The sequence below is a fragment of the Pseudoclavibacter sp. CFCC 13796 genome (assembly GCF_008831185.1).
Taxonomy (GTDB): domain Bacteria; phylum Actinomycetota; class Actinomycetes; order Actinomycetales; family Microbacteriaceae; genus Pseudoclavibacter_A.
This window is the reverse complement of the sequence record NZ_WBKD01000002.1, coordinates 317,888-342,399: the sequence shown is the minus strand read 5'-3', so window position 1 is coordinate 342,399 and position 24,512 is coordinate 317,888. Positions and strand designations below refer to the sequence as shown.

General features: G+C 64.3%; 19 protein-coding genes and 1 tRNA gene. 11 read left to right on the top strand and 9 right to left on the bottom strand.

The genetic code is table 11. The features are described from left to right. Window positions 1–468 precede the first annotated feature (468 nt). From F8O07_RS10435 to F8O07_RS10425, 3 genes are read right to left on the bottom strand one after another with little or no spacing between them, the layout of a single operon-like run. Entirely contained in the window at window positions 469–1,221 is a 753-nt protein-coding gene (locus tag F8O07_RS10435; protein WP_158032122.1) for a MazG family protein, read from the bottom strand. Continuing rightward, a complete protein-coding gene (locus F8O07_RS10430) occupies window positions 1,214–2,368 on the bottom strand; it encodes an ABC transporter permease (protein WP_158032121.1) in 1,155 nt (384 codons plus the stop codon). Before F8O07_RS10430 ends, F8O07_RS10435 begins: the two co-directional genes overlap by 8 nt. Continuing rightward, window positions 2,368–4,851 carry an ABC transporter ATP-binding protein gene (locus F8O07_RS10425; protein ID WP_158032120.1) on the bottom strand — a complete coding sequence of 828 codons (2,484 nt, stop codon included), beginning with the start codon at window positions 4,849–4,851 and terminating at the stop codon, window positions 2,368–2,370. Before F8O07_RS10425 ends, F8O07_RS10430 begins: the two co-directional genes overlap by 1 nt. A 184-nt stretch (window positions 4,852–5,035) precedes the next feature. On the opposite strand from F8O07_RS10425, the gene hisS reads away from it, so the two are divergent. From hisS to F8O07_RS10385, 8 genes are all read left to right on the top strand, one after another. Beyond that, entirely contained in the window at window positions 5,036–6,391 is a 1,356-nt protein-coding gene (gene hisS / locus F8O07_RS10420) for a histidine--tRNA ligase (protein WP_158032119.1), read from the top strand. Window positions 6,392–6,550: 159 nt separating this feature from the next. Beyond that, on the top strand, window positions 6,551–7,627 hold the full coding sequence (locus tag F8O07_RS10415; RefSeq protein WP_158032118.1) for a methionine ABC transporter ATP-binding protein: 1,077 nt from the start codon (window positions 6,551–6,553) through the stop codon (window positions 7,625–7,627). A gap of 5 nt (window positions 7,628–7,632) precedes the next feature. Next, window positions 7,633–8,370: a methionine ABC transporter permease gene (locus F8O07_RS10410; protein ID WP_225733287.1), complete on the top strand. Its 738-nt coding sequence runs from the start codon at window positions 7,633–7,635 to the stop codon at window positions 8,368–8,370. A 53-nt stretch (window positions 8,371–8,423) separates the two neighbouring features. Continuing rightward, entirely contained in the window at window positions 8,424–9,245 is an 822-nt protein-coding gene (locus F8O07_RS10405) for a MetQ/NlpA family ABC transporter substrate-binding protein (protein WP_158032116.1), read from the top strand. A 374-nt stretch (window positions 9,246–9,619) separates the two neighbouring features. Next, window positions 9,620–10,897 (top strand): phosphopyruvate hydratase, encoded by a 1,278-nt coding sequence (gene eno, locus F8O07_RS10400; protein WP_158032115.1) that lies wholly within the window; start codon window positions 9,620–9,622, stop codon window positions 10,895–10,897. Window positions 10,898–10,912: 15 nt separating this feature from the next. Next, window positions 10,913–11,416 carry an FtsB family cell division protein gene (locus tag F8O07_RS10395; protein WP_158032114.1) on the top strand — a complete coding sequence of 168 codons (504 nt, stop codon included), beginning with the start codon at window positions 10,913–10,915 and terminating at the stop codon, window positions 11,414–11,416. Between the two features lie 41 nt (window positions 11,417–11,457). After that, window positions 11,458–11,937 carry a DUF501 domain-containing protein gene (locus tag F8O07_RS10390; protein ID WP_158032167.1) on the top strand — a complete coding sequence of 160 codons (480 nt, stop codon included), beginning with the start codon at window positions 11,458–11,460 and terminating at the stop codon, window positions 11,935–11,937. A gap of 75 nt (window positions 11,938–12,012) precedes the next feature. Beyond that, window positions 12,013–13,443, top strand: a complete 1,431-nt coding sequence (locus F8O07_RS10385; protein ID WP_158032113.1) for an NAD(P)/FAD-dependent oxidoreductase — start codon at window positions 12,013–12,015, stop codon at window positions 13,441–13,443. Between the two features lie 311 nt (window positions 13,444–13,754). On the opposite strand, the gene F8O07_RS10380 is transcribed toward F8O07_RS10385, so the two are convergent. Both F8O07_RS10380 and F8O07_RS10375 read right to left on the bottom strand, forming a co-directional pair. Continuing rightward, the gene (locus F8O07_RS10380) at window positions 13,755–14,651 is read right to left on the bottom strand and encodes a M48 family metalloprotease (protein ID WP_158032112.1); all 897 of its coding nucleotides are present in this window, start codon (window positions 14,649–14,651) and stop codon (window positions 13,755–13,757) included. An 8-nt stretch (window positions 14,652–14,659) separates the two neighbouring features. Continuing rightward, window positions 14,660–15,229, bottom strand: coding sequence for a LemA family protein (locus F8O07_RS10375; RefSeq protein ID WP_225733286.1), 570 nt, complete (start codon window positions 15,227–15,229; stop codon window positions 14,660–14,662). Between the two features lie 141 nt (window positions 15,230–15,370). On the opposite strand from F8O07_RS10375, the gene F8O07_RS10370 reads away from it, so the two are divergent. Continuing rightward, window positions 15,371–15,444, top strand: a tRNA-Leu gene (locus F8O07_RS10370). Window positions 15,445–15,603: 159 nt separating this feature from the next. On the opposite strand, the gene F8O07_RS10365 is transcribed toward F8O07_RS10370, so the two are convergent. The 3 genes from F8O07_RS10365 to F8O07_RS10355 all read right to left on the bottom strand — a co-directional run bounded on the left by F8O07_RS10365 (window position 15,604) and on the right by F8O07_RS10355 (window position 19,054). Continuing rightward, window positions 15,604–17,238, bottom strand: a complete 1,635-nt coding sequence (locus F8O07_RS10365) for an MFS transporter (RefSeq protein WP_158032110.1) — start codon at window positions 17,236–17,238, stop codon at window positions 15,604–15,606. Then, entirely contained in the window at window positions 17,238–18,251 is a 1,014-nt protein-coding gene (gene glsA / locus F8O07_RS10360) for a glutaminase A (RefSeq protein WP_158032109.1), read from the bottom strand. Before glsA ends, F8O07_RS10365 begins: the two co-directional genes overlap by 1 nt. A gap of 95 nt (window positions 18,252–18,346) precedes the next feature. Continuing rightward, window positions 18,347–19,054, bottom strand: coding sequence for a hypothetical protein (locus tag F8O07_RS10355; RefSeq protein ID WP_192496766.1), 708 nt, complete (start codon window positions 19,052–19,054; stop codon window positions 18,347–18,349). 197 nt (window positions 19,055–19,251) lie between these two features. Here F8O07_RS10355 and F8O07_RS10350 point away from each other — a divergent pair, with 197 nt between their 5' ends. Beyond that, the gene (locus F8O07_RS10350) at window positions 19,252–20,046 is read left to right on the top strand and encodes an NADPH-dependent oxidoreductase (protein ID WP_158032107.1); all 795 of its coding nucleotides are present in this window, start codon (window positions 19,252–19,254) and stop codon (window positions 20,044–20,046) included. Between the two features lie 47 nt (window positions 20,047–20,093). On the opposite strand, the gene F8O07_RS10345 is transcribed toward F8O07_RS10350, so the two are convergent. After that, a complete protein-coding gene (locus tag F8O07_RS10345; RefSeq protein WP_158032106.1) occupies window positions 20,094–20,813 on the bottom strand; it encodes an AraC family transcriptional regulator in 720 nt (239 codons plus the stop codon). 311 nt (window positions 20,814–21,124) lie between these two features. On the opposite strand from F8O07_RS10345, the gene F8O07_RS10340 reads away from it, so the two are divergent. Continuing rightward, entirely contained in the window at window positions 21,125–24,439 is a 3,315-nt protein-coding gene (locus F8O07_RS10340) for an immunoglobulin-like domain-containing protein (RefSeq protein WP_192496765.1), read from the top strand. Window positions 24,440–24,512 lie beyond the last annotated feature (73 nt).

Genomic DNA, 24,512 nt, shown 5'->3' with positions numbered 1-24,512 from the left:
CAGAACGTGCTGAATGGGGTCGGTGGCTGGCTGCGAGTGCGCAGAACCTGCTGAGTGGGGTGGACGCTCTGGCTCGAGTCTGCAGAATCTGTCGAATGGAGCCCGTGGCTGAACTCGAGTGTGTAGAACCTGCTGAATGCGAGGCGAGCGTGTAGAACTTGCGAGCTTCGTTTGCTGATGGTCGCAGGTTTTGCACTTTCGGCGGTCGGCGAGTGAAGGCGGGTGTGTTTGAGCCCCCCGAGTGTGTAGAACTTGTCGAATGGGAGGGGATGCTCGGGTTCGAGTGTGCAGAATCTGTCGAGTGGGGCTGGCGGCTGGGCTCGAGTGTGTAGAACCTGCTGAAGGGGAGGGGCGACCACGTGCGAGTGTGTAGAAACCGCAGCCCCGTGCTCTCTGCCAGTGCCGCCGCCCGGTACCACTCGCTAGCCCGGTACCGTTTCCAGCCCCGTACTACTTGCCAGCCCAGTACTACTCGCCTGCGCTGTCGCTGCCCGTGCTGTCGCCGGTCACGCCGATGACTCCGGCATCAGAGCCGGCCTGCTCGGCCGCATGAATCTCGCCTTGGAAATCACGCAGCGTCGAGCGCAGCGCCCGCTCCGAATCGAGCCCGGACGCCTTTGCCGACGCCACGATTGCGAGCAGCAGCTTTCCTAAGTCGTCTTCGTCTTCGAGCTGAAACGCTCCGGGCTGGGTCGCATCGAGCAGCCCCAACTTGTGCGCGCGACCGATGACCTTGTCAGCGAGTGCGAGCGCGGGCAGATCCTGCGGAATCCCATCGAGCACACTGGTGCGCTCGCTCTTCTCGCGGGCCTTGGCCGCATCCCACACCGCAACCACGTCGTCGGCAGTCTCGGCGTGCGCATCGCCGAAGACGTGCGGATGCCGATCGCGCATCTTCTTGTCGACCGCGTCCGCGAGGTCGTCGATGTCGAACCGCCCCTCGGTCTGGGCGAGGCGCGCGTGAAAGAGCACCTGGTAGAGCACGTCTCCGAGCTCCTCTTTCAGCGCGGCGGTCGCCTGCTCAGACCCGTCGTCGGTCTCGATCGCATCGAGTGCCTCGTAGGTCTCTTCGAGCAGGTACTTCGCGAGCGAGCGGTGGGTCTGCTCGCGATCCCATGGGCAGCCGCCCTCTTCGAGGAGTGTGTCGACCGTGTCGACCAGTCCGTCAAGCCCCGGATGATCGGCCGCGTCGGCCGCGTTCGAGAACAGCGAGTCAGCCAATGCGCTGCCCCTTCGCAGAGTTGCGGTACGGTGCGCGGGTGCGCGACGTGGCCCATCCGAGCAGAACCAGCGAGAGCACGACCTGCCCTGCGATGCCCCAGAACCACACCGGCTGCGTGCCGGCCATCTGCTGCTCGGGAGTCTTCGCGTCGGCCGACCACTCGCACTCCTCGATCGTCTCGACCGGAATCGCCGAGTGCTGCGCCTTGCGCAGTTCGACCTTGAGCGTGGTCAGCAGGTTCGTCGGGTACCCGACCGCAGTTCCGGCGTCACCATGCCCGAAGCGGGCGGGGGTGGCATCGGCCAGAATGACGAACGGGTTTGCGGCCAGCACAGGCCAGACCAGATCGGGGCGCTGATAGCTGCGCTGCTCAGAGACGACCTGGCAGCGTCGGCTCTGCGTGCCCTCACCGGGCTGCGTGCCGTCGGCGGATGCTCCCTCGCCCTGCGACTGCGCGTCGCCGCCCGCCTCGCCGTCAGCACCAGGCTGGCCGTTCGACCCGTCAGCAGCCGAACCACTCTGCTGGCTTGAGGCTGTGACGTGCGTGTTCACCTGGACGGTGCGCTCGCTGGTCAGCAGGGCAGAGCCGATGTTGAACGCGAAGACGGAGCCGACGCTCAACAGCGCGATCACGAGGTATGACATCGCGGTCGCGGCACCGGCGCGGCTGAAGATGCCCGAGAACGCGACCGAGATGGCCGAGAAGAAGGCGAGCTCCAAGAAGAGCACGACTAAGGCGGGCACTACGATGATCCAGCCGACATTGCCGATGACCGCTGCGAAGAGCAGGAACGGCAGTGCAACCAGGACCAACATGAGCGAGGCGATCCAAGCGGCGAACGCCTTGGCCCAGACGATGGTGGCAGCCGACACCGGCGCGGTCTGCACGAGTGTGAGCACTCCGCTCTCACGGTCGCCGTTGATCGACCCACCGCCCAGTGCGGGCACCACGACGGCGGCAAGGAACAGTGTGAAATACAGGATCAGCGAGAACAGCCACGCGCCCATGGGCTGGCCGTTGCTCTGGCTGACGAAGTAGGCGCCGGCGGTGAGCCCGCCGATTGCGAGCAGCCAGATGATCAGCAGTGGGAGCCACCCAGACCCGCGCATACGCTGGCGCAGCTCGAGGCCGATGAGTGTGAGCATCAGCGGTCACCTCCTTTGCGGTCGGATCGGTCGGTCGGGGTGCGACCTGCGCCCTTGCCTCGGCCCTTACGATGCCTCTCGTGCGAGACCTCAGCCGGCCCGTCGCTATCGTCAGCGGCACCGCCGACGGAGGCGTCAGCCGTGTCGTCTGGCTTCGCGCCGAGCGCGTCGAGCACCGACTCGGTGGTGTCGGACGGAGCCTGCTGCTGCAGCGCCCGGAACGTCTGCTCGGTCGCGCTGAACGCCGGACTGTAGTCGTGTACCGGAACTCCGGCGATCACAAGCCGCGCGAGCAGCAGGTTCGCCGCCTCATCGCTGCCCATCAGCACCTCGACGGCCTGCGTGACCGGGTCGAGATCGAACGGCGTCTCGAATCGCTGCAGCGCCTCAAGCAGCGCCTGTGGGTCGAGACTGCGGATGCGCCACGCGCGCGGTGCGGTCGCGGCCTGATTGACCTCGGCTGACGAAGCGCTGACGCCTTCGGTGAGATAGACGACGTGGTCGGCGTAGTCGTCGAGGCCTTCGAACCAGTTGGTCGAGATGACCACCGTCTTGCCCTCGTCGGCGAGCTGACGCAGCGCGGCCTGGACGCGATCGCGGCTGATGTTGTCGAGACCTGACGTGGGCTCGTCGAGCAGCAGCACCTGCGGGTCGTGCACGAGCGCCCGCGCCAGCGAGAGCAGCTGACGCTGACCTCGCGAGAGCTGACGCGCCTGACGCTTGGCCACATCGTTGAGACCGGTCTTGGTCATCAGGTCGATCGTGCGTTTGCGTGCCTCGGCCCGAGGCAGCCCGTAGAGCCGGGCGAAGGTCTGCAGCGTGTGCCGCACGGTCATGCGCGGCCACAGCGGAATGTGGTCGGGCACCCATCCGATCGACGAGCGGGCGTCCTGCGGGCGGGCCACGGCGTCGATGCCGTTGATGCGCACCTCGCCGTTCTGAGGCTTGAGCAGTGTCGCAAGAATCTGCAGCACTGTGCTCTTGCCTGCGCCGTTCACGCCGACCAGAGCGGTGACATGCCCTGAGCGGGCGGTGAAGCTGACATCGATCAGCGCCCGGTTCTTGCGGCCGAACGACCGCTGCAGGTGGCGCACTTCGACGTTGCGTTCGGTGATGAGCGGCGCCGACGAAGGCTCGAGCCCATCGTCTTCGGCCGACGTCTGAGTCGCGGCCGCGGTCACGCTCGGGTCGAGCTGGCGTGTGGATGCGGTATGGGGCGCGTCGTCCCGGTCACCTGATCGCGGGGTCGCTTCGACTGCCTCTTCGGGAACCTCAGCGGTGGGCTGCTCGGCGAACTCGGTAGCCGCAGCGGGGACTGACGCATCACGGGGAGATGCCGCAGCCATACGTGCGGTCGCTGCCTCGAACGGCGAAGGCCGCGAGGCGGATTTCGCTGCTGCAGCAGGCTCTGTCGTCGCAGGCTCCTCGCTCGCAGGCGCCTCAGCAGCTGCCGGTGCGTCGTCGAGCGAGATCGGCGTCGCAATCAGCGGAAGCGCCGACGGATGTGTATCGACGTCGACGTCTGGATCGTACGTCGGTGTGGTGCGGGGGGCTCCGCCGAGCTGAGGCTGCTCGGTGTCATCACTCTGCTGCGCGAGGAGTGCGCTCGCCGCGGCCTCTTGCGGGGCGATCGGATTCGGCTCGGTCACTGGGGTCGGTGCGTCTTCCTCTGAGTTCTCTGAACTCTCTGATTCCTTTAGGCGCTCTGGCGCCGGTGCTGCTGCAGCTGCTGCTGCGGGCGCAGACGCTGCTGCATTCGCAGAGGGCTCAGACGCTGACGCCTTTGCTGCTTCGCCCGTGGACGGGGTCGCGACAGCCGAGGCCAGGGTGCCTGCAGCTGCATCGCCGCTCTCGGAGGTCTGTTCCTCGACTGCTGTCACGTCATCGGGCTGTGTCTCAGCAGGGGTCGTCGCGGCCGCATTCGAGGTCTCTGAGGCATTGGGCTTGGCGGCATCGACGTCGGCGGGTTTCACCGCGTCAGCGACATCGGCCGCACCCTCATGATGCTCATGCAGCGGGTCGGGTGCTCCAGCGGGCCGGCGGGCGCGAGCCGCACGCAGGATGCGGGCAGCATCCGCCGCAGCCTGACCGCTGTCATAGACGGGGCGCTCGGGCATCGCCGGCGGAACGAACCGATCACCCGGCTGTGTCGCCGCACCGGAGACCTGCGGGCCGTGCGCGTCGAGGCCGGCCTCAGCCGCACTCGGCACGTCGGGCTTCTGCCCACCTGCGGCTGAACCGCCGTCAGCGTCGGCTTCGGGTACGTCGATCGACTGCGGGTCGACTGGGTCAGCGGATGCGATGAAGCCCTCGGGCTCGCCGATGGGCGCCGTCTGTGGATGCGGTTCGTTCGCAGTCCGATCGGCATCGACCGCGGAGGGGCCAGGCTCGGGCACCTCGACGGTCGTCTCGGCCTTGGTGCGCTTGCGCCAGCCGAAAAGACCGCGCTTGTGCTCGTGCGCGTCGTTCTCGTTGTTCGCCATGCTCCGCCTCACTGATCGGGTTCAGACACCTGTCTGAACATTCAGCCTAAGCATGAACCTCTGACATACTCTGTTCCTCTTCGGCGTGCCCCGCACATTCCGCGTGTGAAATCCACAGCGCGCAGGCGTTCTGCACCGGCTTTCGGAGCAGCCGACCGGTCGGCGCGTGGCATGATAGACAATCATGGCTCAGCAGATCAATCCGCCTCGCGGCATGCGCGACTTCCTGCCCGCTGACAAAGCACGCCGAGAGCGTGTGCTGTCCACGATTCTCGACACCTACCGTCGACACGGGTTCACCCAGATCGAGACACCGGTGCTCGAAGAGCTGAGCAGGCTGACCTCGGGCATGGGTGGCGACAACGAAAAACTGGCCTTTCGCGTGCTGCGTCGCGGGCTCACCCCCGAGAAGCTGCAGCACGCGCTTGAGACGGGCGACGAAGCCGACCTCTCAGATCTCGGCCTGCGCTTCGACCTGACCGTGCCTCTGGCGCGCTACTACGCCTCGCATCACGCCGAGCTGCCCAAGGTGTTCCGTTCGATTCAGGCCGGTCCGGTCTGGCGGGCCGAGCGCCCGCAGAAGGGCCGCTACCGCCAGTTCGTACAGTGCGACATCGACATTCTGGGCGAGCCGAGCGTGCTCGCCGAGCTCGAACTCATCACCGCGACCTCGGCGGCGCTCGCTGAGCTGGGGCTCACCGGGGCGACCATCCGCATCAACGACCGCGGCATCCTCAATGCGATTCTGGCCGACTCGGGCTTCGCCGAGGCCGATACCGCTCGCGTGCTGATCAGCATCGACAAGCTCGACAAGATCGGTGCCGATGGCGTGCTCGCCGAACTGCGCGACGCCGGCCTTGGCGCCCAGGCAGAGCGTCTGGGAGGCTTTCTCGAGCGTGTGGAACAGCTCGGGCTGCAGCCGCTCAGCCGCGAGGCGATCACGACGGCGCTCGGCGACATTGATGCACCCGCGGCGGTGGAGAATCTGGTCACCATCGCAGACGCACTCGCTGCGACGACCGCGGGCGACGCATCCGTCGCAACCACGGCTGACGCCGCCGGTGTGCGCCGCAAGGGCGCGCCGGCAGCAGCGAAGCTCGTCTTCGACCCGACCCTCGTGCGCGGCATGGGGTATTACACCGGTACGATATTCGAGATCTCGCACCCGTCGTCGAAGTCATCGGTCGGCGGCGGCGGCCGCTACGACGGCATGATCGGACGCTTCTTGGGGCAGCAGGTTCCGGCAGCCGGGTTCTCGATCGGCTTCGAGCGCATCATCGATCTCGTCGACGATTCGGCGTCGGGCCCCGAGGGCGGCCTCGTGCTGCTCGCCGACCGCAGAGCCGCTGCCGGGGATCTCATCGTGATCAAGGCGCAGGCTCTCGCGCAGACCGACCACACACGTGTCGACATCGTCACCGAGCCCAAGAAGGCGGGCAGGCTGCTCGACGAGCTGGCGGCCGACGGGTACACGCACTTCGCACGCGTTCCGGCGGATGCCACGTCACTCGCCGAGATCGAGGTGCGCTCGCTGGGCTGAGCGCGATGAACGTCTGAGCGACGACGGAATCTCGAGCTGCGTTCGTGCACGTCCGGCCTCGTGCGGCGTTCATCGTTCGCAGGTGCGGGAAACGTCACACTCCGTCACATTCTCGGTCGTGATTGGGGGCTCATGGCCCAGTACGGCTAATCTTTGCGAGTGATCACCGCTTCTCATCTCTATAAAACCTACGGCTCGGGTGTTGCCGCCGTGCACGCGCTCGACGACGTGAGCCTCACCGTCGCCGACGGCGAAATCTTCGGGGTAATCGGGCAGAGCGGCGCTGGCAAGAGCACGTTGCTGCGCACGGTCAACGCGCTTGAGCGCCCCGATCGCGGCAGCGTCGTCGTCGGCGATCGCGAGGTCACCGCGCTGACCGGCAGTGCCCTGCGTGCTGCCCGTCATGAGATCGGCATGGTGTTTCAGCACTTCAACCTGGTGGGCAACCGCACGGTGCAGCAGAACGTCGAGTTCGCGCTCGAAGCCGTCGGCGTGCGCGGCCGCGAGCGTTCCTCGCGAGCTCGCGACATGCTCGATCTGGTGGGCCTTGCCGATCGCGGAGGGCACTATCCGGCGCAGCTCTCGGGCGGGCAGAAGCAGCGCGTGGGCATCGCACGGGCGCTCGCAGGCGAACCGAAGGTTCTGCTCTCTGACGAGGCGACGAGCGCACTCGACCCCGCAACCACGCGTTCGATTCTTGAGCTCTTTCGCCGCATCAACCGAGAGCTCGGGCTGACCGTGCTGCTCATCACCCACGAGATGGACGTCGTCAAAGGGGTATGCGACTCGGCTGCGCTGATGGAGCACGGCCGCATACTCGAGCAGGGGCGGCTTCTCGATCTGATCGCGACTCCAGGGTCGAAGCTCGCGCGCGAGCTTTTCCCCCTCGGCGTCGATCAGGCGGAGGCATCGAGCGCGCTTGGGCAGACCGTCGTCGATGTCACCTTCGGCGGCGGTGAGGTCGGTCAGGCCGTCATCGCGCGGCTCGCACGCCGACGCAGTCTCGACGTCAGCATCCTCGGAGCGATGATCGAGCGCATCGCCGGCCAGTCGGTCGGCCGCACACGGCTCGCGCTGCCTGCAGTCGGTGCCGAGGCAGAGGCCGCGATCGCAGAGCTCAAGGCAGAAGGGCTGATCGTCGATGTGCTTTCGGGCGGAGCCGCCGCGTCCGCGTCGTCCGCCGCGCACATCGCGGACCCTGAAACGGCGCACACTGACGAGGAGGCCGGCCGATGATCGACATGAACGACCCGAAATTCTGGCCGAATCTCTTCGACGTGGTGCTCGAAGGCACCGGCGAGACCCTGTACATGGTGCTGATCGCGACGATCATCACCGTGATCGTGGGGCTGCCGCTCGGCGTGCTGCTCGTGGCCACCGAACGCAACGGCTTTCTGAGCAGCATCTTCGGTTCGCGTGCGCTGGCTCGCGTGCTGAACGCCGTGCTCTCTTTCATCGTGAACCTGGGGCGATCGGTGCCGTTCGTGATTCTGATGATCGCGCTCATCCCCGTGACCCGGTGGCTGGTCGGGTCGTTCATCGGCACCGGCCCGGCGATCGTGCCGCTCACGCTGGTGGCGATTCCCTTCTTCGCGCGGCTCGTCGAGATCGCGGTCAAAGAGGTCGACCCAGGGCTGTTCGAGGCATCCGAGTCGCTGGGCGCGAGTCGCTGGCAGCTCGTGCGGCGCGTGATTCTGCCTGAGGCGATGCCGGCGATCGTGCTCGGCCTGGCGACCACGTTCACGTCGATCGTCAACTTCTCGGCGATGGTCGGCGTGGTCGGCGGCGGCGGGCTGGGCAATGTCGCGCTGAGCTATGGCTGGCAGCGCTACAGCTGGATGCATGTGATCGTCGTGATCGTCGTGCTCTTCGCCATCGTGCAGATCGCCCAGCTCATCGCGAACTTCGCCGCCCGCCGGCTGAGCCGCCAAGACGCAGGACGCACCGAGACCGTGCAGAAAAACCTCGAGACCGCCTGAACGCCAGGCGCTCGACACCCGTTCGACCAATAAGAAAACAGGAGAGACACATCATGAACAGACTCACCAAACGACTGCTCGCAGCCGGTGCCATCGTTGCCGCGGCGGTCAGCATGACGGCCTGCAGCAGTGGGTCTGGGTCGTCGAACGACGGCAGCAGCCTGGGCACGATCAAGGTCGGCGCGCTGCCCACTCCGGCCGGTGACATTCTCAAGTTCGTTGCCGACGGCCAGGCGAAAGACGCCGGGCTCGACCTGCAGTACGTCGAGTTCAGCGACTACAACACGCCGAACCCTGCGCTCGCAGACGGCTCGGTCGACGCCAACCTGTTTCAGCACCAGGCCTTCCTCGACAACTCGAACAAGAGCAACGGCACTGATCTGGTGAGCGTCGGCACGATCTACCTGCCGGCCGCCGGTTTCTACTCGAAGAAGGTCGACAGTCTCGACGCGCTGGAGAACGGCAGCACCGTGGCCATTCCCAATGACCCGACCAACGAGGGTCGCGCACTCGAGCTGCTCGCTGCGAACAAGGTGATCGAGATTCCCGAGGGAGCCACCTCGGCGAGCGAGATCTCATCGAACCCGCGAGAGCTGAAGTTCGAAGAGCTGGACAACCCGACACTGGCCCGTGCCGTCGACGATTCGAACATCGACGCGGCCTTCGTCACCTCGACGTTCGCACTGGGTGCGGGGCTGACCGCCGACCAGGCGATCATCCTCGAGACCACCGAGAAGTACGCCAACGTGCTGGCGACTCGTCCTGAGCTCAAAGACGACGCGCGCGTGCAGAAGCTGCACGAGCTGCTGACCAGCGATGAGACGAAGAAGCACATCTCTGACACCTGGCAGGGTCAGGTGCTGCCGCTCAGCTGAGTGCGCCGATCGTCTGATTGACGACGGATGCCCGGGGCACGTTCGCGTGCACCCGGGCATCTCTGCGTGGCGGGGCAGGCCTGGCGTGGCGGGGCAGGCCTGGCGTGGCGGGGCAGGCTTGGCGTGGCGTGGCGGGGCGAGGCAGTGCCGTGTGCGGGATGCGCAGGGCAACGTGCTCTGCGGACGGGCGCCGTGCGACGGGGGCCGGAGACCCATCGGTGGTGGGCCGGGTCTGGCGAAGACAACGTAGACTGTTGAGAGAACCCGTATCAGCATCGACTGTCGCTCTGCGGCGGCGCATGGCTGCCCGCGGGTTTCACACAGAGATCACGAGCCGAAGACATCACCTTCGGAGACCCTGAGAGGCATTCAGCATGGCAGGCATCGTTTCGGTTTCAGCACGCGAGATCCTGGACTCGCGCGGCAACCCCACCGTCGAGGCAGAGGTCACCCTCGACGACGGCACCCTCGGTCGCGCAGACGTTCCCTCGGGTGCGTCCACCGGCCAGTTCGAGGCTGTGGAGCGTCGTGACGGCGGCGACCGCTACCTGGGCAAGGGAGTGCTGGGCGCAGTCGAGTCGGTGAACACCGAGATCAGCGATCTGCTCGCCGGGCGTGACGCCGCAGACCAGCAGGGCATCGACGAGGCGCTCATCGCCCTCGACGGCACCCCGAACAAGGCTCGCCTCGGCGCCAACGCCATTCTCGGCGCATCGCTCGCCGTGGCACGAGCCAACGCTCTGTCGAAGCAGCAGGAGCTCTACATCTCGGTCGGCGGCGACGCCGCGGTCACTCTGCCCGTTCCCATGATGAACATTCTCAACGGCGGCGCACATGCCGACTCGAACGTCGATTTCCAGGAGTTCATGATCGCCCCGATCGGCGCGAAGAGCTTCGCCGAGGCGTTGCGCTGGGGCAGCGAGGTCTATCACACCCTCAAATCGGTGCTCAAAGAGCAGAAGCTCAGCACCGGCCTGGGCGACGAGGGCGGCTTCGCACCGAGCCTCGGGCACAACGCCGACGCCTTCGCCGTCATCACCGAGGCGATCGAACGTGCCGGCTACCAGCTGGGCAGCGACATCGCGCTGGCACTCGACGCCGCATCCAGCGAATTCTTCAGCGACGGCAGCTATCACTTCGAAGGCGAATCGCGTGATTCGCAGTGGCTCATCGACTACTACGACAGCCTGGTCAGCGAGTACCCGGTGGTCTCGATCGAGGACGGTCTCGATGAGAACGACTGGGCCGGCTGGAGCGCCCTGACCGCCAAGCTCGGCGATCGCGTGCAGCTGGTGGGCGACGACCTGTTCGTCACGAACCCAGAGCGCCTGCAGCGCGGCATCGACGACCAGGCGGGCAACTCGATTCTGGTCAAAGTGAATCAGATCGGTTCGCTCACCGAGGCGCTGCGTGCCGTCGAACTCGCTCAGACGAACGGCTACAGCGCCATGATGTCGCATCGCTCGGGCGAGACCGAAGACACCACGATCGCCGACCTGGCCGTCGCCACCAACTGCGGTCAGATCAAGACCGGCGCCCCGGCACGCAGCGAGCGTGTCGCCAAGTACAACCAGCTGCTGCGCATCGAGCAGCAGCTCGGCGACCGCGCGGTCTACGCAGGTGCAACGGCGTTTCCCCGGTTTGCGAAGTAAGCAGCGCGACTGCAGATGAGCGAACAGCGACAGGGGCGGCGGTTTCCAGCGTTCCCCGTGATTCTCACGGTGGCGCTGGTCGCCGCCGCCCTGCTGCTGACGCCGAACATTCGCCTCTACGTCGAGCAGCAGCAGCAGAAACAGCAGCTGCAGGCCGAGGTCGACCAGCAGCGCAGCGAACTCGGCGAGCTGCAGCAGGAGCGTGCACGCTGGGACGATCCCGCGTACATTCGCGCGCAGACGCGCCAACGCCTCTATTTCGTGGTGCCGGGCGAGACGACCTATGTCGTGGTCGACGGCGACCAGGCGAAGAGCGCCGATGACCGCGCGCACCAGACGCCGAGCCAGAGCGTGACCAGCAGCGATCAGAAGTGGACCGATCTGTTGGGGTCGTCGATCGTCCAGGCGGGTGTCGGAGACCAGCCACTCGACGGCGACCAGACGCAGAGCGGCGCCGGTCAGCCTCCCTCAAACGACGGCGACCAAGGCGGACAGAACGACCAGCAGGAGCAGCAGTGACCGAAGCACAATACGAGGTGAGCGAGCGCGACCTCGAGATTATGAGCGAGCAGCTCGGCCGGCCGGTACGGTCGGTCGTCGCGGTGGCCGCACGCACCGGCGACGGCACTCCCACCGTGGTCAGCACCGCCCCGCGGCTGGCCGATGGCACGCCGTTTCCGACCTTCTACTACCTGACGCATCCGGGGCTGACCGCTGCGGTCTCGAATCTCGAGGCCATCGGACGCATGAACGACTTCAACGAGATGCTCGCCGCCGACGAAGAGCTTGCCGAACGCTACCGACATGCGCATGCGGCCTATATCGCCGACCGCGAAGAGTTCGGCGAGGTGCCCGAGATCGCCGGCGTCTCAGCAGGAGGCATGCCGACTCGTGTGAAGTGTCTGCACGCGCTGGTGGGGCACGCCCTGGCCGCCGGACCGGGCGTGAACCCAATCGGTGACCTGGTGCTCGAACAGGTAGGCTGGGACAACCTCCACGGCACCTGCGCGCGGCCCCGCGTGCAACCTGATGCAATCTGAGACGGTCCCGAGACCTCGCAGGCGCTTTGGAGTAGATTGATCCATGTTCGTCAACAAGTCTGCAAAAGGAACGTCGTGACCAAGATCCTGATCATTGGTGGTGGCTACGCGGGTTTCTACACCGCGCGCACACTCGAGAAGCTGCTGAACCCCGGCGAGGCCGAGATAACTCTGGTCGATGCTCGACCCTATATGACCTACCAGCCCTTCCTTCCTGAGGTCGCGGCCGGGTCGATCGAGCCTCGCCACGTCCTGGTGCCGCACCGTCGCCACCTGAGCCGTACGAACCTCATCAACGCCAAGGTGACCGCTATCTCGAACGCTGACAAGCAGGTCACCGTTCAGGCTGAGGGAGGTGCGCCCTACGAGCTGGACTATGACGTCCTCGTCGTCACGCTGGGCGCTGTCTCTCGCACCTTCCCGATTCCGGGCATCGCTGAGAACGCGATCGGTCTGAAGTCGGTCGAAGAGGCCGAGTGGATTCGCAACAAGATCACCACCAACTTCGACCGTGCGGCGAACCTCCCCGTCGGCCCCGAGCGTCAGCGTCTGCTGACCTTCGTCGTCGTCGGCGGCGGCTTCGCAGGCATCGAGGGCTTCGCAGAGGTGCGCGGCCTGGCCACCAAACTGCTGAAGTTCTACCCGCAGATCAGCGAGAGCGAGCTGGAGTTCCACCTCATCGAGGCCGCTGACCGCATCATGCCTGAGGTTTCGCTCGAAACCGCGAAGTGGGTCATCGACGACCTCAAGAACCGGCATGCGACGATTCACCTCGAGACGCAGGTGACCAGCGCGGTCGACGGCATCGTCGAGACCTCGAAGGGTGACAAGTACCCGACCGACGTGATCATCTGGACCGCTGGTCAGATGGCCAACCCGGTGCTGCGCAACAGTGACCTGCCGCTTGAGCCTCGTGGCCGTCTGCGCCTGCGCGCCGATCTGCGCGCCGAGACCGACGACGGCGTGCTCGAGAACGTGTGGGGCGCCGGTGACTCGACGCAGGTTCCCGACGTGACCGGTAACGGCCTGCCGTTCGACGGATCCTGCGTGCCGAACGCGCAGCACGCGGTGCGTCAGGCGAAACGCCTGGGCAAGAACATCGTGGCCTCACTGCGTGGCGATGCCCCCATCGACTATGTGCACAAGCCCGCTGGCGCGGTTGCCGGTCTGGGCGTCGGCAACGGCGTGTTCACGGGTGGGCAGAAGAAGTTCTCACTCAAGGGCTTCCCGGCGTGGGTGTTCCACCGCGGCTACCACGGTCTGGCGATTCCGATGTGGGAGCGCAAGTTCCGTGTGTTCGGCGACTGGTGGCACCAGATGTGGATCGGTCGCGACCTCGCGACCACCAGCCACGGCGTCGAGCCTCGTGCCTTCTTCGAGGAGTTCGCCTCGCGCCCGCGGCCGAAGCCGGCCGAGGCTGAGAAGCCAGCCGAGAGCAAGGCAGCAGACAAGGCCGCTGATGCCAAGCCTGCCGAGAAGGCCGCTGATAAGGCTGCTGCGAAGTAGACCCTGCTGCCGGTAGCCACCGACGTAGGCGGTTGCGAAGCAGGTTCTGTCGAGCTGACGTGGAGAGGCCCCGCACTGTGAAGTGCGGGGCCTCTCCACGTTTGAGCGGGTACTCGGGCCCGCGCAGGGCTGCGGCAGGCGAAGTGGTCCAGCGCGAAGAACTCCCGTGCCCACACAGGTTTTGAACGGGTGAGCAGTATGCGTGGTTCTGCGCGTCGATTCCCGCACAAAGTGTTGATCGGACGTGCGCGTCTTGTCGATCGGACGCGCGCGTCACCGATGAGAGCTTCGGCTCTGCCCGACGTCAGCCTTCAGAACTTGTCGGCACTGTTCAGCAGGCGGCGTATGCGGTCGGGAATCGGCGGGTGCGTCGCGAACAGTCTGTCGACGAATCCGCTTTTCAACGGGTCTGCGATGTACATGTGAGCCATCGCCGAGTTCTGCCGCGCCAGTGGTTGTGAGTACCGTTGCAGCTTGTCGAGCGCACTCGCCAGTGCCTCGGGGTCACGCGTGGTGAGCGCCCCGGTCGCATCGGCCAGATACTCGCGCTGTCGCGACACGGCCAGCTGCACCATCGTCGCGGCGAGGGGAGCCAGCACGGCTGCAGCGATGCCGACCACCAGCATGATCGGGTTGCCACCGCCGTTGTTGTTATTGCGGTTGCCGCCGGTCATCCCGCTCCAGAAAGACATGCGCATCAAGATGTCGGCGACCATGCCGATCGCCGCGACCAGCCCGAACACGATCATGTTCAGCCTGATGTCGTAGTTGCGCACGTGCCCCATCTCGTGGGCCATGACCCCGGTGAGCTCCCGGTCGGTCATCAGCTCGAGGATGCCGCTGGTCGCACACACGATGGCATGCTCAGGGTCGCGGCCGGTCGCGAACGCGTTGGGCGCGGGGTCGTCCATGATGTAGACCTTGGGCATCGGTGTGCCCGTGGTGATGGCGAGGTTCTCAACGATGCGCCACAGTCGAGGGTTTTCTGCCTTGGTGATCTCACGCGCCCCGCTCATGGCGATAGCAGCACGGCCCGCCATGAAGTACTGAATCACTGCATAGATGCTTGCTCCGACGAGAGCCCAGATGGTGATCGTCCAATTGCCGAAGAGCAGGCTCGCGGCGTATCCGAGCACCGCGATCAACACGATGAACATCAGGATGATGAACACCGTGTTGACCTTATTGCGGCGGATGGCTCGATACATGGATCAGGTCAGAACTGGACGCGCGGCGGCTCGGCAATCGCGCTGGGGTTGTCGACCTCGAAGAACTCGCGGCTGGTGAAGCCGAAGGCGCCCGCGATGATGTTGGTCGGGAAGGTCTGAATCTTGGTGTTCAGCTCGCGCACGCCTCCGTTGTAGAAGCGGCGTGACGCTTGGATCTTGTCTTCGGTGTCGACGAGCTCCTGCTGCAGATGCAGAAAGTTCTGGTTCGCCTTGAGGTCGGGATACGCCTCGGCCACGGCGAACAGACTCTTCAGTGCCTCCTGCAGATGCCCCTCGGCCACGGTCGCCTCTGCGGGTGTGGCTGCGTTGACCGTCTCGGAACGCGCCTGCGTGACCGCTTCGAACACGCCCTTCTCATGTGCCGCGTACCCCTTGACGGTCTCGATCAGGTTCGGCAGCAGGTCGGCTCGCCGTTTCAGCTGCACGGTGATGTCGCTCCAGGCTTCGTCGACGCGCACACGCAGACGAACCAGAGCGTTGTACGTGGCCCATAGCCAGATGCCGATGATCGCGACGATCGCGATCACGACAATGAGGGTGATCCATCCAGCGCCCACAATGATCTCCTTGTTCAAGTCACCAGCGGACATGGTGCCCGCTGGCTTAACTCTACAGAGGCCGTCTTTCGCAGCCACTAAGATGTCAGAGCAGGCGATGCGCTCGCAGCGGAATGTCGCTGCAGATCTCGCTCGTACCGGGCCCCCATAGCCCAATTGGCAGAGGCAGCCGACTTAAAATCGGCCCAGTGTCGGTTCGAACCCGACTGGGGGTACAGATCTGCCGCCCTCGAACTCTCCGGGCGAAGCCTTGGCAGCGCAAGCCTGGTCACAGCACCACGGCACCGCTCGTCAGAGCAGAGACTCCGACGGGAATGATTCGCTCAGAAAGTGACCCTCATCGTCCTCATCGTTCTCGTCATCGGGCAGGCTGATCAGCTGCCTGTCGATGCGGCATCGGGAGCAGGAATCTCATGCGGTCGGTAGCGGGGCAGGCGTGAGGCGGGGAGGATGGCGATCGCACTGAGACCAGCGAGGATGAGCAGGCCCAGTTTGAGAGCGCGCAGACGCTGCTCCTCGTTGAGCTGAACCGCTGCCTCGACCTGAGCTCCGGTCGCGTCGGTCTGCGACAGGACCTCTTCGAGCCGATCGTTCGACACGAAGTTGACGCTGTCGAGATCGACCTGTGTCACGAGATCGTCAGGGAGTTCGGGGTGCTCCGCCACGGCGCGCCCGACGCCGACGCTCAAGAGAGCGACCAGCAGTGCGCCGACGACGGCGGTGCCCACCGCCGAGGCAAGGTTCTGCGTGCTTCCGCGAATCGACCCGACGTCTCCAGCGAGTTCGGCCGGTGCAGCGGTGACGAGAACGTTGAACATGAGAGTCACGAGGGCACCCTGGCCGATGCCGAAGACGATGAGTCCGAGGATGGTCGGCAGTGTCTCCCAATTGTTCGTGACCACGAAAGAGAGCCACACCAGCGCGCAGGTCGTGAGTACGAACGCTGCCATGCCGATGGTCCGAGGGCTGAAGCGCTTGTAGAAGCGCACAACCAGTGTCGCAGTGATGAACACTGTCAGGTTGAACGGCATCATGGCAAGCGAGGTCTCGAACGGGGTGCGCCCCTGCACAATCTGGATGTACATGGGAACGGTGAAGTTCAGGGCCGCCTCAAGCGCGACAACGACGAACATCGCATACACAGCTGCTCGCTCAGACGGTGAGCCGAGCACCGAGAGGTCGACGAGGGGAACCTTGTCCTGACGCATCCGTCGCCGTGTCCATGCGAAGAATGCCTGGCCGAAGATGATGCCGAAGACGATGAGCATCGGCGCTGGGGAGATTCCCAGGACGTCGAAAGGCGCACCTGGTGTGGCGAAGAATGCGCCCCACCCGTTGAGATTGTTGAAGCCGAGGGTCAGCAGCATGATCGACAGACCGATGAGGGCCGAGGCGACGAGGTCGATTCTGATACCCGCATCCCCCTTGTCCGAGCGCAGCTTGAAGCTGAAGAGGAACACGGCGATCGCGAGAGCGAGCACGATCATGAAGACCGGTCGCCAGCCGACCAGCGTGCCGAGCGTTCCTCCGATCAGGAAGGCGCTGATGCCTGACAGCGCACGAGCCGACCCTAGAGAGCCGATCGCGGTTGCCTGCTGGTCGCCGCTGTAGTTCTCTGCGATCAGCGCGACCAGTGAAGGCACGATGATCGCCGCCGCGGCACCTGCGAGACACTGACCAGCGATCGCCCAGCCGACTGAAGGCGCAAGAATCATCATCAGCGACGATCCGGCGAACACGACGATGACGCAGCGAAAAATGAGCACCCATCCGACGCGCTGCCCGAGCTTTGCGCCGGTCATGACCAACGCCGCGACAACCAAGCCGTACACCACGATGGTGGTGCTCGCGGTGGTGGGCGGAACCCCGAAGTCAGCGACCATGCCGCCAATTGAGATCGGCAGCGCTGCAACGTTGAATGACATGAGAATCTGAGCGAGGAAGAGACCGATCAGAGGAACCCATGATCGCTTCGTCTCTGATTGAAGCGTCTCTGCGGTGGCGGTCATCAGGCGACCTTTCCTGTCTGTCGGTTGCTGTCGGAGGCGAAGAGATTCAGGCCCAGTGCCCGAGAGAGATATGCAATCGCACGCTGGCCGCGCACACTGTTTCCTGCGGAGTTCAGGCGCGGGGAGAACGCGCCGATGGAGCCCTTGCCAGGAGCGATCGCGACGATGCCCCCTGCCACACCTGATTTCGCAGGAATCCCGATCTCGAACAGCCATTCGCCTGACCGTTCGTACATTCCGCTCGCGGCGAGCACCGAGAGCGTGTCTCTGCAGACCTCGGCCGATACGACCTGCTCACCCGTCACCGGGTTCATGCCTCCGTCGGCGAGCGTCGCCCCCATCACTGAGAGATCGTGCGAGGTGACGAGCATCGCGCACTGCCGGGTATAGATGTCGACCATGTCTAAAGGGTCGTGGTCGAGGCGTCCATAGCTTTCGAGCAGTCGGGCGATGCCTTTGTTGCGAGAGTTGGTCTTCATCTCTGAGGCATAGACCTCACCGTCCATGGTCAGCTGTCGACCTGCGAAAGTCGAAAGGCCGGTGCGAATCAGCTCCCATTGCTCTGCGGGCGTGGCTCCGGGCATCATCGCGGTCGTCGCGATCGCCCCAGCATTGACCATGGGGTTCATCGGGTGGCCGCCGTTGAGTTCGAGTGCCATCACGGAGTTGAAAGGCAGACCGGTGTTGTCGACGCCGACTCTCTCTTTGACGACTGCATGGCCATAGGCTTCGCACACCAGTGCGTACACGAATGCCTTGGAGACAGACTGGATGGAGAACGAGTAGTCGCTGTCGCCGGCATCGTGCGTAGCACCGTTCACCTCGCTGACTGACAGGCCGAACAGCGTCGGATCCGCCTCGGCCAGCGCGGGAATGTAGTCGGCCACCCGTCCGTCGTCCAATTGGCGATAGCGCTCATAGGCGGTGGTCGTCAGCGAAGCGACCTCGGCCTCCCCGGGAAGATGCCCGGTCGACACCTGTTGATCGACCGTCTGAGATTCTGAAGTGATCATGACTACGCCTCTTCGTATCCGTAAAACAGAGAAATGCGCTCGTGAGAATCGACGACTGAGGAGAAGTGCGCGGGGGAGATCTCTTCAGGCGCCGGTCAGCTGGCCTGACGCATCGGAGCGGTCTCTTGCGCCAGAATCGCCTGGGCTCGCGCACCGGGTGCGCCCGTGGACTGAGCCTCGTCGGTCGCGGCAGCCCCATGAGCATCGACCTCTGTCGTGCCCTGCATGATGGCTGGCGTGCCGGATGTGTCGGGAGAGGCCGTGTTGCGAGTGCTGCGCGACCACCATGAGGTCCAGGAATGCGACCGCGGAGACTCCGCCTCTGCTGTGCGGCGCGCAGCACGGGTCTGTCCGGTGACCTGGGTCGCAGCTGCCGATGACGATGCGGATGCGGTGGTCGGCTGCACGTGGGACGGCGAGTTCGTCGCAGCTTGAGCCGGCGATGCGTGAGGGACTGAACTGGCGGCTGCCTTGGCCGTGGTCTTTCGCCTGGGCTTCTGCCAGACGCTCTTCTTTGCCTCAGTCGGGGCAGGAGTGACGGCTGCGGCACCGGCGGAGGCAGGTGCACGTGCACCTGCAGAACGAGATGTCTGCGCTGCGGCTTTCGCGCGCTTCTCGCGTTCGAGCCTGGCGCGACGCTGAGCCTTCTCGTGCTCGTATTCGCGCAGGGCGGTGCGTGTGCCAGACCGCACGGCTTCACGAATGACCACGTACATGAGCAGCAGCCCGACGACGATGACGAGCAGCGAACCGGCCACGATGAGCAGGATGAAAGCGACCGTAGTCACATCGATGTTCTCCATAACTCGCCTCCCCGTCTGAGAAGAGTCTATGAGAAGCCTCTGACATTGCGCGCGACATGCCGACGACAGTGATCGAATCGTTACGGAACGACGTGTCGCACAGGTCGTAGAATCTGCTGCGTGACGGTTCGTCGCCGTCGCGCGACCAGCGCCGCGCCGTCCCGGGCGCTCAGACGACGTGATGAACGGAGAGCACAATGCCTGCACAGAAGTCGACATCGGCAGACGAAGTGAACTCAGCACCCAACGCGACGATCGCCGCGCAGCTCGCACACCGCAGCATCCGTGCGTACACGGCAGAGCCGGTCGACGAGTCGACCATGCAGACGCTGCTCGACGTCGCGTCACAGGCGGCGACCAGCAGCTTCTACCAGCAGCGAACGATCATCCGAGTGAAAGACCCAGAAGTGCGTCAGCGCATCTTCGAGTCGTCGGGTCAGCCCTACGTCGGCGGCGACCGGGGCGAGCTGCTCGTCTTCGTCGTCGATCTGTACCGCAACGCACAGATTCGCGAGCGGCAGGGACGAAGCCTCGATCCGCTCGAGACAACCGCCCTGTTTCTGCAAGGCGTCGAAGACATCCTGATCGCGGCGCAGAACGTGGTCGTGGCCGCTGAATCACTTGGACTCGGCACCGTCTACTTGGGCAGCATCGGGGGAGACCCCCGTAAAGTCATTGACGCGTTGCAGCTGCCGACTCGCACGTTTCCTCTGGTCGGACTGCTGATCGGCCACCCTGACCAGGAGCCGCAGCTCAAGCCGCGCCTGCCCAAAGAGATCACGGTCGGCGTTGACGCATACCCAGATCTCACCGACCACGATGACGCGCTCGCAGCCTACGACGAGATCGTGCAGACCTACTATGACCTTCGCGACACCAGCCGTCGCATCGATTCGTTCTCACACCAGATCGCCACAAAGCCAGGCAGCGGGGCGGCCGAGAAGGCTCCTCTGCTGGAAGTGCTCCACGAGCAGCGGCTTGCGCTGCGCTAGTAGCCGACGTGCGGCCCAGCGCTTTGAAGAGCGACTGACGAAGGCGGTCAGGCTGAGCGGCGGATGTCCGAGTTCCGTTCGGCGGCCGGCTGCCGGGGCAATTCGATCAGCTCGCAACTCTGCCTCAGCAGTGCCGATGGCAGCATCCCGATCTGCTGTCGAAATGCCTGGGCGAACGCTGAGGCCGAGGTATAGCCCGCGGCGGCCCCGAGCACGGCGAGATCAGTGCCGGTCGTGAGATGTTCGAGGGCGTACAGCGCTCGTGCCCGCTGGCGATAGGTGCTGAAGGTCATTCCGGTCTCCCGCTGAAAGCTGCGCTGAACGGTCTTGCTGCTCACCCCGAGGGCTGCGGCGAATTGTGCGGCGGTGCGACGGTCGGCGGGGCACTCGCGAAGCTGCTGTGCGATCCACTCGGCGTCTTCTGACCTCGCGCAGGGAACCTGTGCCGTGATGACCTCGCAGCTGCTTATCGCGGACATGAGTGCCTGCGTGCTGGCTCCGCACGCGCGCAGGCACAGGCCGCGATGTTCGACTGAATCGCACCCGTGCAGCAGCTGATGAGAGATACGCTGCAGAATCTGATGCTGAACCTCGTCATCGACGAGCAGGGCTGTGAGCGATGAAGGCGCGAGATCGAAGAGGGACTCAGCAGTGGATGCGGGGGCGGTCACTGGCAGCATCGTCAAAGAGTGCGTGAGCTGCCCGTCGAGCTGGTCGGCAGCCGCGACGTCTGCGGGCACCCAGAGAACGACACGTGGGGTGACCACATGTTCGACAGAGGCAAGGGCGACTCGATGCTGCCCTTCGAGAGCGAGTATGACTGTGCCGATTCGATGCGCCAGCTCGAGTGTCCGATTGGCTTGATCTGGCTGTCGGATGCCATGCACCTGTGCTCGAGATGCAGAATTTCTTCTTATCGAGTTCACAGAGATGGCCTCCTTTGCCAAGCTGGTGCAGGTCCGTCCTGAGTTCTGAGGTAAGCCTCGCCTGCATGCACGCGCATCAATATAGCAAGGTCTGCCTCTCTAACGACAGAGGATTGTCGACTGCCAATACGAAAGAAGGAAGTGGCGTACAGATGACAGCTGTCAATCATGTGGGCTCTGTATCGAATCGACGAGGCAGATCATTCCTGCGTCGAGCCGGTGCGGGTACCCTCGGCCTCGCGCTTGCCGCAAGCGGCGCGCTAATCGCTCCACTGCAGGCGTCGGCTGCAGATGAGGCATCGCAGATCACCCCGGTCACACGTGACATCGCGATCACGTCAGAGAAGACGCAGAGCATCCCCGGGCAGTATCAGATTGCCTACTCGTCGTCGCAGGACGCGCTCTATGTCACGGGCTCGGTCGGACGACCGCCGATCGTGACCAGCACGATTGCCAAGCTCGATCCCAAGACCCTCAAGGTCGAGGCTCTCGCAGAGCTGCCGACCATTGCTCGTGACGAGACCAAAGACGGCGTCGTCTCGCACGCAGGCGTCAAGCGTCTGGGCGCGTACGGCATCGACGTCGACGACGCGAACGGGCAGGTCTGGGTCACCAACACTCGAGACAACCAGGTGTCGTCCTTCGACCTCAACACGCTGGGCAAGGTCTGGAGCAGCTACGACGAGAACTCCACCGTGCGCGATCAGGATGAGGTCGTGACGACGACTGACAATACTGGTGCGACGAAGTCGACGACCTACAAGGCCGGCACGACCAAGGTGGAGCAGGAACTCTCTCACCCGCGTGAAGTCATCGTCGATGAGAAGCGGGGCTTCGTCTACGTCTCTGCAGCTGCACGCGGCGGAGACAACAGCCATGGTGTCCAGGTGTACGACGCCAAGACGCATGAGCAGGTCAAGAGCATCGAGACCGGTGAAGGCACCGTGACCATGGGATTCGCTCTCGATGAGGCGAACGGCAAGCTCTACACGAGCGACATGTCACTGAACAAGATCTACGAGATCGATCTCGAGAAGCAGGAGATCTCGAAGAGAATTGATCTTCAGACGAAGACCGACGGCAAGACGTTCAGCTCGTCGAACGTCGCCATCGACGCGAAACTGGGTGAGGTCTACACCGCGAACCAAGGCGGTGGCGCACTCGCGCTGCAGGCGTACGACATCAACACCGGTGCGCTTAAGTACGAGGTGAATACCGGCAACAGTGCTCTGGCTGTGGCTGTCGATCAGGAAAAGCACCTGATCTATGCGGCAGACTTCAAAGACGGCACAGTCTCGGTCGTCGACGGTCTGAGCCACGGTGTCATCAACACGGTGAAGATCGCTGACAAATCAGCAAACCACCTCGTCGTGGCCGACGGCAGCGCCTTCGTCGTTGACAAGGCCGGACGCAACCAGAACGCGACCATTCCGTACGCGCTCGATATTCTCACTGGCAAGTCGATCAGTGCCAACACCGAGGTCAAAGGCTCAACGGCGGATCCCACGCCAGTCAACGCCGATGACATCACGAAGATCACTCCGGGCAAGACCACTGCTCGCGTCTATGTACAGAACACCAAGCAGGTCATCCCGGGCGATACCGAACAGCCACTTGTGGTCTCGGGCAGTGGATTCGAGCCGAACCAGCACCTTGCGGTGAAGATCGATCGTGATGCATACGGGCAGATCGCCGCAGATGACGGCGAGGACGCGCCCAATGCAACCCGCGCGCGAATCGTGACCGACGCCAACGGCAGCTTCACGAATGAGAAGATCACGGTTCCGGCGAAGACATCGGCAGGAGTTCCCACCACTGCCGGCGAGCACACGCTCTTCCTGCTCGACAACGAGCCGGTGACATCTGTGCAGGCGCCGTTCCAGACCACGGCGGCAGCTGTGGGCCCGGGTGAGACGCATCAGTCGAAGTCGTATGGCGACAATAAGCAGGGCAAACTCCGCCAAGTCACGTGGACTGACCAGGTGACCGCAGACGGCAATATCGTGGTGACCGGAAGCAACTGGCTGAATACCGCAGGCACCGGTGGTGCCCGCGTCGCTTTCAAGGTCAAGACTCCAACGGGTACCTTCATCACATCAAAGTATCCAGTGGAGAACACTGGTGAGAACGCAGCTGCAGATGATTGGAAGTCTCGTCAGGTCAATGCGATCGCTCAGGCAGACGGCTCGGGAAACTTCTCTGTGCGCATTCCTGTGCCGACTACGGCGAACTCGGACGTCTCGTCCGACCTCAAGCCCGGTGACCGTTTTGACGTACAGCTGCTTTCGGGGAGCCTGTCGGTAGACCAAACTGGGAATCTTCTTGACCCGCCAGGTGCCGGTGCCTTTGGGTCAGTTGCGGTGGTGACCGAAGGCGCATCGCCTGTTCCGGGTGACGTCACTCCTCAGGCGTTCGAGCCCGCGACCTCCGTGCCGACGATCATCCCGTTCCAGGGGTATCCCGAGTCGCTTACCGGGGGCCCTGACGTCACGGCTCCGGAGCTGACTGTTCCTGCCGATCAGACGGTGAATGTGGGTGATGCGTTTGATCCGAAGGCTGGTGTTTCGGCCAAGGATGCTGTCGATGGCGATCTGACTGACAAGGTCGTTGTCGAGGGAACGGTGGACACCTCGAAGGTGGGCGAGTACACGCTGACCTATTCGGTGAAGGATGCCGCCGGCAACGAAACGAAGAAGTCGGTCACTGTCACTGTTGCTGACAAGACGGCTCCGGAGCTGACTGTTCCTGCCGATCAGACGGTGAACGTGGGCGATGCGTTTGATTCGAAGGCTGGTGTTTCGGCTAAGGACAACGTTGATGGCGATCTGACTGACAAGGTCGTTGTTGAGGGAACGGTGGATACCTCGAAGGTGGGCGAGTACACGCTGACCTATTCGGTGAAGGACGCTGCCGGCAACGAAACGAAGAAGTCGGTCACCGTCACTGTCGAGGTCATTCCGCCTGCAGCCACTTATGGGCAGTCGGATGATCTGACTGATCAGAACCGTGGCGGTGTGTCGCTGGTGTCCCTTGATGGCACGGTGGCAACGCTGAAGGTGGAGGCTCCCAACGTCCAGGAAGGCGAGTCGCTCTACGTCTATGGCTACTCGACGCCTCAGGGTCTCGGCTGGGCGAAGCTGACCGACGGTCAGATCGCGATCGACGTCGCGAAACTCGGCGCCGGCGATCACAAGCTCGCTGTGCAGAAGGCTGACGGAGACTTCCTCGGCTGGGCTGGCATCACTGTGCCTGAGACGGATGAGGATCCGGGCGCGACTCCTAGCCAGAATGATTCTGGCGAGCAGGCCCCGGTCAAGCCCGGCCAGGATGGCAAGGATGCGACCGGCACGCAGAACTCGGGCACGCTTGCGCACACGGGTGCAGGCGTTGCGGGTGTGCTCGGAGGTGTGGCGCTGTTGATCGTTGGCGCCGGTGCTCTCCTGGCCGTGCGTCGTCGTCGCGCCTAGCCATTTGGGTCTCGCGCACAGGGGTGAACTGCCCTGAGAGCGTGTGACTCTCGGCACTCAAGTGTGGGGTCGA

Bases quoted from the DNA above. Each gene is read 5' to 3' on its own strand.
- F8O07_RS10405 (WP_158032116.1), top strand. From the start codon at position 8,424: ATGAACAGACTCACCAAACGACTGCTCGCAGCCGGTGCCATCGTTGCC.
- F8O07_RS10365 (WP_158032110.1), bottom strand. From the start codon at position 17,238: ATGACCGCCACCGCAGAGACGCTTCAATCAGAGACGAAGCGATCATGG.
- F8O07_RS10340 (WP_192496765.1), top strand. From the start codon at position 21,125: ATGACAGCTGTCAATCATGTGGGCTCTGTATCGAATCGACGAGGCAGA.
- F8O07_RS10350 (WP_158032107.1), top strand. From the start codon at position 19,252: ATGCCTGCACAGAAGTCGACATCGGCAGACGAAGTGAACTCAGCACCC.
- glsA (WP_158032109.1), bottom strand. From the start codon at position 18,251: ATGATCACTTCAGAATCTCAGACGGTCGATCAACAGGTGTCGACCGGG.
- F8O07_RS10410 (WP_225733287.1), top strand. From the start codon at position 7,633: ATGAACGACCCGAAATTCTGGCCGAATCTCTTCGACGTGGTGCTCGAA.
- F8O07_RS10395 (WP_158032114.1), top strand. From the start codon at position 10,913: ATGAGCGAACAGCGACAGGGGCGGCGGTTTCCAGCGTTCCCCGTGATT.
- F8O07_RS10355 (WP_192496766.1), bottom strand. From the start codon at position 19,054: ATGGAGAACATCGATGTGACTACGGTCGCTTTCATCCTGCTCATCGTG.
- F8O07_RS10425 (WP_158032120.1), bottom strand. From the start codon at position 4,851: ATGGCGAACAACGAGAACGACGCGCACGAGCACAAGCGCGGTCTTTTC.
- eno (WP_158032115.1), top strand. From the start codon at position 9,620: ATGGCAGGCATCGTTTCGGTTTCAGCACGCGAGATCCTGGACTCGCGC.
- hisS (WP_158032119.1), top strand. From the start codon at position 5,036: ATGGCTCAGCAGATCAATCCGCCTCGCGGCATGCGCGACTTCCTGCCC.
- F8O07_RS10380 (WP_158032112.1), bottom strand. From the start codon at position 14,651: ATGTATCGAGCCATCCGCCGCAATAAGGTCAACACGGTGTTCATCATC.
- F8O07_RS10390 (WP_158032167.1), top strand. From the start codon at position 11,458: ATGAGCGAGCAGCTCGGCCGGCCGGTACGGTCGGTCGTCGCGGTGGCC.
- F8O07_RS10430 (WP_158032121.1), bottom strand. From the start codon at position 2,368: ATGCTCACACTCATCGGCCTCGAGCTGCGCCAGCGTATGCGCGGGTCT.